The sequence below is a fragment of the Micromonospora echinofusca genome (assembly GCF_017614955.1).
GTDB lineage: Bacteria > Actinomycetota > Actinomycetes > Mycobacteriales > Micromonosporaceae > Micromonospora > Micromonospora echinofusca_A.
In genome coordinates, this window is record NZ_WVUH01000332.1 from 1 (window position 1) to 7,866 (window position 7,866).

7 protein-coding genes are annotated in these 7,866 nt (G+C 71.7%); 1 reads left to right on the forward strand and 6 read right to left on the reverse strand.

What is annotated here, in order from left to right; genetic code table 11:
* Positions 1–36: 36 nt before the first annotated feature.
* From GSF22_RS27355 to msrA, 6 genes are all read right to left on the reverse strand, one after another.
* Complete coding sequence (locus GSF22_RS27355) at positions 37–546, reverse strand: GNAT family N-acetyltransferase (RefSeq protein WP_208816617.1); 510 nt, start codon at positions 544–546, stop codon at positions 37–39.
* Positions 543–1,472, reverse strand: a complete 930-nt coding sequence (locus GSF22_RS27360; RefSeq protein ID WP_208816618.1) for a ribonuclease Z — start codon at positions 1,470–1,472, stop codon at positions 543–545. The genes GSF22_RS27355 and GSF22_RS27360 overlap by 4 nt, the downstream gene beginning before the upstream one ends.
* A 280-nt stretch (positions 1,473–1,752) precedes the next feature.
* Positions 1,753–2,958, reverse strand: coding sequence for an osmoprotectant NAGGN system M42 family peptidase (locus GSF22_RS27365; RefSeq protein ID WP_208816619.1), 1,206 nt, complete (start codon positions 2,956–2,958; stop codon positions 1,753–1,755).
* Between the two features lie 11 nt (positions 2,959–2,969).
* Positions 2,970–4,739, reverse strand: coding sequence for an N-acetylglutaminylglutamine synthetase (ngg, locus tag GSF22_RS27370; RefSeq protein WP_208816620.1), 1,770 nt, complete (start codon positions 4,737–4,739; stop codon positions 2,970–2,972).
* Positions 4,740–4,741: 2 nt separating this feature from the next.
* A complete protein-coding gene (locus GSF22_RS27375; protein WP_208816621.1) occupies positions 4,742–6,526 on the reverse strand; it encodes an N-acetylglutaminylglutamine amidotransferase in 1,785 nt (594 codons plus the stop codon).
* Positions 6,527–6,638: 112 nt separating this feature from the next.
* On the reverse strand, positions 6,639–7,301 hold the full coding sequence (gene msrA / locus GSF22_RS27380) for a peptide-methionine (S)-S-oxide reductase MsrA (protein ID WP_208816622.1): 663 nt from the start codon (positions 7,299–7,301) through the stop codon (positions 6,639–6,641).
* A gap of 379 nt (positions 7,302–7,680) precedes the next feature.
* Between msrA and GSF22_RS27385 the strand changes: the two genes are divergently transcribed.
* Positions 7,681–7,866: hypothetical protein (locus tag GSF22_RS27385; protein ID WP_208816623.1), on the forward strand; the 186-nt coding region annotated here is incomplete at its 3' end.

The following is a 7,866-nucleotide window of genomic DNA, read 5'->3' on the forward strand; positions in this document are numbered from 1 at the left end:
CGTGCGGGCCGACCGTCCGCAGGTGGCGAGGGCGGGTCAGGGCAGGGCGCGGGTGTAGCGGAGCTGCCGGACGGTGACCGGCCCGAAGTGCTCGTCGCGCTCCACGCCGTCCGCCACCCAGCCGCCGCGCTCGTAGAACCGTCGGGCCCGCCCGTTGTCGCGGAGCACCCAGAGGTTGGCCCGGCGCCAACCCCGCCGGTGCAGGGTGGCCAACGCGTCGATCATCAGGGCCCGGCCGATTCCCCGCCCCTGCCGGTCCGGGTCGAGGTGGATCGCACACAGCAGCCCGGTGTCCGGGTCGGTCTCCTCCGGCCCGAGGTACGTGAAGCCGGCGAGCTGCGCATCCTGCTCGGCCACGGTCAGCAGGTGGCTGTCCCGCTCGTGTGACCACCGCTCGACCCAGTACCGGCCCAGCATCTCCGCCGTCGGCTCCGCCAGCGCCTCCCGGGGCAGGAACGGGCGGTAGGCGGAGACCCGGGAGCGCTGGTGCAGGGCACCGACGGACATGAGGTCGTCGGCCGTTGCCGGCCGTAGCGTGATGATCACCCAGTCGAGGGTACCCGCCGGGGTGGCACCGGAACCGTCCCGAGATCCTCGGCGACCACCAGGTCACCGTCGAAGTGCTCACGGGCCTCGTCGGTGAAGCGCTGCGGGTCGGCGTACCGCTGGGAGAAGTGGGTGAGCACCAGCCGGCGTACCCCGGCCCCGGCGGCCACCCGGGCGGCCTGGGCGGCCGTGAGGTGCCCGACCTCGGCGGCGAGGGCGGCGTCCACGTTCAGGAAGGTCGACTCGATCACCAGCAGGTCGGCCTGCTCGGCGAGCGCGTGGACGCCGTCACAGAGCCCGGTGTCCATCACGAACGCGAAGCGCTGCCCGGGGCGCGGCTCGCTGACCTCCGCCAGGGTCACCCGGCGTCCGTCGACGTCGAGGTGACCGGCACGGATCAGCTCACCGACGGCCGGACCACGGATGCCGTACGCCGCCAGCCGGTCGGGGAGCATCCGGCGCTCGTCCGGCTCGACCAGCCGGTACCCGTACGTCTCGATCGGGTGCCGCAGCCGGCGGGCCTCCAGCGTGCCGACCCGGGTGGTGACCCGCCACCCGTCGCTGTCCACCGGCTCGGCGCGGACGTCGGCGGTCTCGTGGAACGAACTGGCGTGCCGCAGCCGGGCGAAGTACTCCGCGCCCCCGGCCGGGAAGTGCACCGGCACCGGGTGCGGTACCCGGTCCAGGGAGAGCCGCTGGATCATGCCGGGCAGGCCCAGGCAGTGGTCGCCGTGGAAGTGGGTGACACAGATCCGGGTCAGGTCGGTGGCGGTGATGCCGGTGTGCAGCAACTGCCGCTGGCTGCCCTCGCCCGGGTCGAAGAGGATCACCTCGTCGTCCCAGCGCAGCACGTACCCGTTGTGGTTGCGCCGTCGGGTCGGCACCTGGCTCGCGGTGCCCAGCACGGTCAGCTCGCGCATCGACACGGGACCGGACCTCTTTCGGGAATGAAACGACCCCCGGGGCTTCCGTGCTCGCGCACGGGCCGGCTGGACTGGGCCGGCACCCCGGGGGTCGGGTGGCTGACGTGGATTCGCCGCACCGCTGCCACACGGTCTCGACGATCTTTACTGTCAAGGACAGCGGCTAGCGGACAGCCACCTCACGAGTCCGATAACTACACAAAGCCTGGACCACCTCCTTTCCCGTGTACCGCCACGTTAGCCACTGCCCGGCGGCACCGGCAATGGAATTTGCACAGCGGATTCAACCGGCGTCGGCGATGCCGATCGGGCCGTCCCGGGGACCGTCGGCGGACGCCGGCTGCACCGCCAGGGAGGGGAAGTCCGCCAGGTCACCCGCCGGCTCGGCGTCCCACTCGGGGAAGACCAGATCGCTCTGGAGGTAGAGACAGAGCAGTTGCGCCAGGTGGGTCAACCCGTCCAGGTGGGTGCGTTCGTGGCCGTGGGTGGCGTCCACCCCGAAGCCGAGCAGCGCCACCCGGGCGTGCGCGCCGGCCTCCACCGCCGCCGCCACATCCGACCGGTAGTAGTCGAAGACGTCCCGGACCAGGTCCACGCCGTGCCGGGCGGCGATCGCGGCCAGGTTACGGGTCAGGTGGTAGTCGAACGGACCGACCCCGTCCCCCATGGCCAGGGTGGCCGCGTGCTCCCGGGACTGCTGGCCGGGCGCCACCACGGCGGCGTCCACCGAGACGATCTCGGCCACGTCCGGGTCGAGCCCGTGGCTCGCCCCGTGCCCGATCTCCTCGGTCGCGGTGACCAGCAGGTGCGCGGTGACCGGCGGCTGCACCCCGGCGTCGACCAGCGCCTTGAACGCGGTGAGCACGGCCGCCACCCCGGCCTTGTCGTCCAGGTGCCGCGACTTGACGTACCCGCTGGGGGTGACCGACGGGTTCGGCAGGAACGCCACGAAGTCCCCCACGTCGACACCGAGGGCGCGCAGCCCGGCCACGTCGTCGACCGGTTCGTCGACGCGTACCTCGACCTGCTGCCAGCCGACGCCCTGGAGGTCGACGTCGTCGTTGTACCGGTGCCCGCTGGCCTTCAACGGCAGCACCTGACCGGTGACCACCCGGTCCAGGTCGTCGGTGAAGATCCGCACGTGGGCGCCCTCGGCGAACCGGGCGCTGTGCGTACCGATCGGCTTCAGCTCCAGCCGGCCGTTCTCCTTGAGCTGCTTGACCATGCCGCCGATGGTGTCGGTGTGCACCACGACCGCCCGGTCCGCGCCGGTGGACCGGGGACCGGCCAGGCAGGCGCTGAGCGCCCCACGCCGGGTGACCGTGGACGGGATGCCCAGCGCGGAGAGCCGCTCGCCCACGTACTGCTGGATGTGGTCGGTACGCCCCGACGGGCTGGGGATCTCCAGCAGTTCGAGCAGTACCTGCCGGAGGTAGTCCCCGTCCAGGGGCAGCGGTGCCGGCGTACGCGGCTGCTTCCGGTGCGGCATGTCAGAACTCCTTACCGTTCCGTCGGGGACCAGAGCCGGCGGGGTGCCCGGGTACCCGGGAAGAGCAGGTCGACGAAGCGTTCGGCGGTCGGCTGCGGCTCGTGGTTGGCCAGGCCGGGCCGCTCGTTCGCCTCGATGAAGACGTGCTCCGGCCGGCCCGGGTCGGTGACCAGCAGGTCCAGCCCGGTCACCGGGATGTCCAGGGCCCGGCTGGCGGCCACGCACGCCCCGGCGATCACCGGGTGCAACTCGGCCGTCACGTCGTGGATGGTGCCGCCCGTGTGCAGGTTCGCGGTCCGCCGGACGGGCAGCACCGTACCGGCCGGCAGCACGTCGTCCATCGCGTACCCGGCCTCGGCGACCACCTCGCGGGTCATCCCGTCCACCGGGATGCGCGACTCGCCGTCGGTGGCCGCCGCCCGGCGCCGGCTCTGCCGGTCGATCAGGGTGGCGACGTCGTGCACCCCGTCACCGGTGACCGAGGCGGGTCGTCGGACGGCCGCCGCGACCACCTCGTGGTCGATCACCACCACCCGCAGGTCCTCCCCGTCGCGCAGCTCCTCGATCAGCACGTCCGGGCAGTACCGCCGGGCCAGTTCCACGGCGGCGGCGAGCGCGTCCGGGGTGCGTACCCCGACGGTGATGCCGTTGCCCTGCTCACCCCGGGCCGGCTTGACCACGACCGCGCCCACCTCGGCCAGGAAGGCGGCGTCGGCGTCGGCGTCGGCGGCGGCGTCGGTCGCGGTCCGGCCCCGGGGTACGGCCAGCCCGGCCCCGGCGAGGATGCGCCGGGTGACCCGCTTGTCGTCGCAGCGGCTCATCGCCACCGCCGAGGTCAGCTCGGACAGCGACTCCCGGGTGACCACGGTCCGGCCGCCGTTCGTCAGCCGCAGTTCCCCCCAGTCCGGGTCGGTGACCTCCACCCGGATGCCCCGCCGCATGGCCTCGTCGCCGACGATCCGGGCGTACGGGTTGAGCCGGTCGTACCCGTCGGGCAGGCCGGGCAGGAAGAGCCGCTCGTTGATCGGGTTCTTTCGTTTCACGCAGAGCATCGGGGTGCGGTAGAAGCCGAGCCGCTCGTAGAGCCGGATGGCCCCGGTGTTCTCGGCCAGTACCGACAGGTCGACGAAGGCCCGGCCCCGGGCGGCGAGCCGCGCGGCCAGTTCCCGCAGCAGCGCCTGGCCGGTACCGGGCGGGGCCTGGTTGGCGTCGACGGTCAGGCACCACAGGCTCGCCCCGTTCTGCCGGTCGTCGAAGACCTCGACGTGGTCCACCCCGGTGACCGTGCCGACCACGTCCCCGGTCGCCGACTCCGCCACCAGGTGCACGAACCGGTCGGTGGCTGCGTTGTCGACCAGTACCCCGACCGGGGCGGTGACCATGCCGTTGCGGGCGTAGATCCGGTTGACGGCGTCCGCGTCGGTGGCGTCACGCAGCCGGCGGATGCGCAGCCCCGGCTGCGCCACCGGGGTCCACTCCCGGTCGTCCAGGTGCAGGCGGTAGGTCAGCGACGGGTCGATGAACAGCTCGTCGGGGAGCCGGGAGACGAGCACGTGCGGGTCCCGCAGGTAGACGCAGATGTCCCGGGACCCCTCCACCTCGGCCCGGAGCACGTCGGCGACCCGGGACGGGTGGGTGAAGGTCTGGCCGAAGACGAGTCGTCCCCAGCCGCAGTCGAGGACCACGTCCGAGCCCGGTTCGGTCCGCTCGCGCGGGCCGGCGGGCACCACCGGGTCGCCACCGGGGCCGATCCGTTCCCGGTTCTTCATGCACTCGGTCATGGTCAGCCGATCCGGTGGCTCTGGAGCCACATCTCCAGCAGACCGAGCTGCCACAGCTTGTTGCCGCGCAGCGGGGTCAGCTCGGCGTTCGGTTCGCGGAGCAGAGCGTCGACGTAGTCGGCCCGGAACAGACCCCGGCGACGGGCCTCGGGCGCGTACAGCGCGTCGCGTACCCGGACCAGCAGCTGGCCCTCCAGGTGGGTGAGGCCCGGCACCGGGAAGTACCCCTTGGGCCGGTCGACGACCTCCCCGGGCAGTACCCGACGGCCGATCTCCTTGAGCACCCCCTTGCCACCCTGGTCGAGCTTCAGTTCCGGTGGGCAGCTCGCCGCCAGCTCGACGAACTCGTGGTCGAGGAACGGCACCCGGGCCTCCAACCCGTGCGCCATGGTCATGTTGTCCACCCGTTTCACCGGGTCGTCGACCAGCATGACCGTGGTGTCCAGCCGCAGCCCGGCGTCGACGGCGGTCTGCGCGCCCGGCCGGGCCAGGTGCGCGGCGACGAACTCGCGGGCCGGGTCACCGTCGGCCAGGTGGTCGGGGTCGAGCACCCGGGCCAGTCCGGCCGCGTCCCGGTCGAAGAACGCCCGGGCGTACGTGTCGAGCACGTCGTCCCGGCCGACCCCGGCGAGCGGCGGGTACCAGTGGTAGCCGCCGAGGATCTCGTCCGCGCCCTGCCCGGACTGCACCACTTTGACGTGTTCGGAGACCACCTGGCTGAGCAGGTGGAAGGCCACGCAGTCGTGGCTGACCATCGGCTCGGACATGGCCGCGACGGCGGACTCCAGCGGGGGGAGCAGGTCGGCGGCGGCCACCCTGATCTGGTGGTGGTCGGTGTCGAAGGTCTTCGCCACCAGGTCGGAGTAGCGGAACTCGTCGCCGGACCGGCCGCCGACGGCGTCGAAGCCGATGGAGAAGGTGGCCAGGCCGGGTTGCCCCTCGCCGGCCAGCAGGGCCACCACCAGGCTGGAGTCCAACCCGCCGGAGAGCAGGACCCCGACCGGTACGTCGGCCACCATCCGGCGGCGTACCGCGGTGGTGAACGAGGCCAGCAGGGCGTCCTGCCAGTCCCGGTCGGACCAGCCGGCGTGTTCGGGCCGACGGGTGAAGGGCGGGTCCCAGTAGACCCGCTCGTGCATCCGGCCGTCCGGTTCGTACACCCGGACGGTGGCCGGCGGCAGCTTGGTCACCCCGCGCAGGATGGTACGGGGTGCGGGTACCACGCTGTGGAAGCTCAGGTAGTGGGCGAGCGCGACCTTGTCGATGGTGGTGTCCACGTCGCCACCGGCCAGCAGGGCGGGCAGGGTGCTCGCGAACCGGACCCGGTCGGCGGTCTCGGTGAGGTAGAGCGGTTTGATGCCGAGCCGGTCCCGGGCCAGTACCAGCCGACCGCTGTCCCGCTCGACGATCGCCACGGCGAACATGCCGGTGAGGTGGTCGACGAAGTCGACGCCCCACTCGGCGTACGCCTTGACCACGACCTCGCTGTCACCGGCGGAGAAGAAGCGGTGACCCCGGGCGGCGAGTTCGGCGCGCAGTTCGCGGTAGTTGTAGATGCACCCGTTGAAGACACCCGTCAACCCGGAGACCGGGTCGGTGACCGGCTGCCCGCTGGCCGCGGAGAGGTCGATGATCCGGAGCCTGCGGTGACCGAGGGCCACCGGCCCCGCCGACCATGCTCCGGCGTCGTCCGGGCCGCGGTCGTCCATCGTCGCTGCCATCCGCTCCACCGTCGCCACGTCGGCGCGGGAGCCGTCCCGTCGGTACTCGCCAGCCAGTCCGCACATGCCAGCCAATGCTGCCAGAGGTCACCGGTATCCGCCTGCTGAGCGGATACCGGTGCGCTGATCTGGTTGCTATAATGCGCCGCTTTGGTGACGGTGCGTGGTCGGACTGCGCTCAGTCCGCCGTGCGGGCCACGCCGACCGGGCAGCTCATTCCGTTCGGACCGTGGTTGCAGTAGCCGTCCGGGTTCTTCGTCGGCGCCAGGTACTGCTGGTGATACGACTCGGCAAAGTAGTAATCGCCCAGTTTGTCGATCTCGGTGGTGATGTCACCCCGGCCGGTGGCCCGGACGATCGGGTTGAAGGCCTCCCGGGACGCCCTGGCGGCAGCGGCCTGCTCGTCCGTGGTGGTGTAGATGGCCGACCGGTACTGGGTGCCGACGTCGTTGCCCTGACGCATGCCCTGGGTCGGATCGTGGTTCTCCCAGAAGACCTTCAGCAGGTCCTCGTAGGCGATCCTGGCCGGGTCGTAGACCACCTGGACCACCTCGGTGTGCCCGGTCAGACCGGAACAGACCTCCTCGTACGTCGGATTCTGGGTGAAACCGCCCGCATAGCCGACGGAGGTGGTGATCACACCGGGCAGGGTCCAGAACAGCCGCTCGGCACCCCAGAAACAACCCATCCCGAAGACCGCGACCTGGGACCCCGTGGGGAAGGGGCCGTTCAGCGGGGTACCCAGCACCTCGTGCGGGGCGACCACCGGCATGGCGATCGGACGGCCGGGCAGCGCCTGGTCGGGAGTGGGCAGTTCGGCCTTCATGCGGCGTAGGAACACGGGATCTCCTCTCGTACCTCTGGGACCTGCAACACCGGAACGCCGCTGATCCTTACCCGCTGGCGCCCGGCGCAGGCCGCCACCCCGGTCCAGGTTCCGTCGCGTGCTCTGGTGGGACGCTGTCGAGCTGCTGGCGTAGCCGGAGCAGCGGCGGCGCGCGGCAGGCCGCTGCACGAGCAGTGCCCACCATTCCGGATGGCGTCATATCCGGGCGTTGCGCACGACTACCCCACTCCTCTGCTCGGTCTACCGGTGAAGGGTCGGTTCACGACCGGTTTGATCGACCGGAACGATCAGGGGAATGGTCATGAAATTGTCCGGGAAACCTTCCGACCGTGATCTCCGAATTTGCGCGGACCGCCCCGGGACGCTCCACCGGGTGCGTCCGGTGCTCGCACCGGTCCTGGGGCTCGCGGTTGCTGCGTCACTCGGCCTGCTGGCCAACGGTGCGGGAGCGGTCGGGCCGATGATCCCCGAACCACAGCCTCTGCTGAATCCGCCGCCCGTACTGGAAACCGTGTCACCGCAGCCAGCAACCCCCACGCCCGGCGTCGTGTCCCCCCAG

Bases quoted from the DNA above. Each gene is read 5' to 3' on its own strand.
- GSF22_RS27365 (WP_208816619.1), bottom strand. From the start codon at position 2,958: ATGCCGCACCGGAAGCAGCCGCGTACGCCGGCACCGCTGCCCCTGGAC.
- ngg (WP_208816620.1), bottom strand. From the start codon at position 4,739: ATGACCGAGTGCATGAAGAACCGGGAACGGATCGGCCCCGGTGGCGAC.
- GSF22_RS27375 (WP_208816621.1), bottom strand. From the start codon at position 6,526: ATGTGCGGACTGGCTGGCGAGTACCGACGGGACGGCTCCCGCGCCGAC.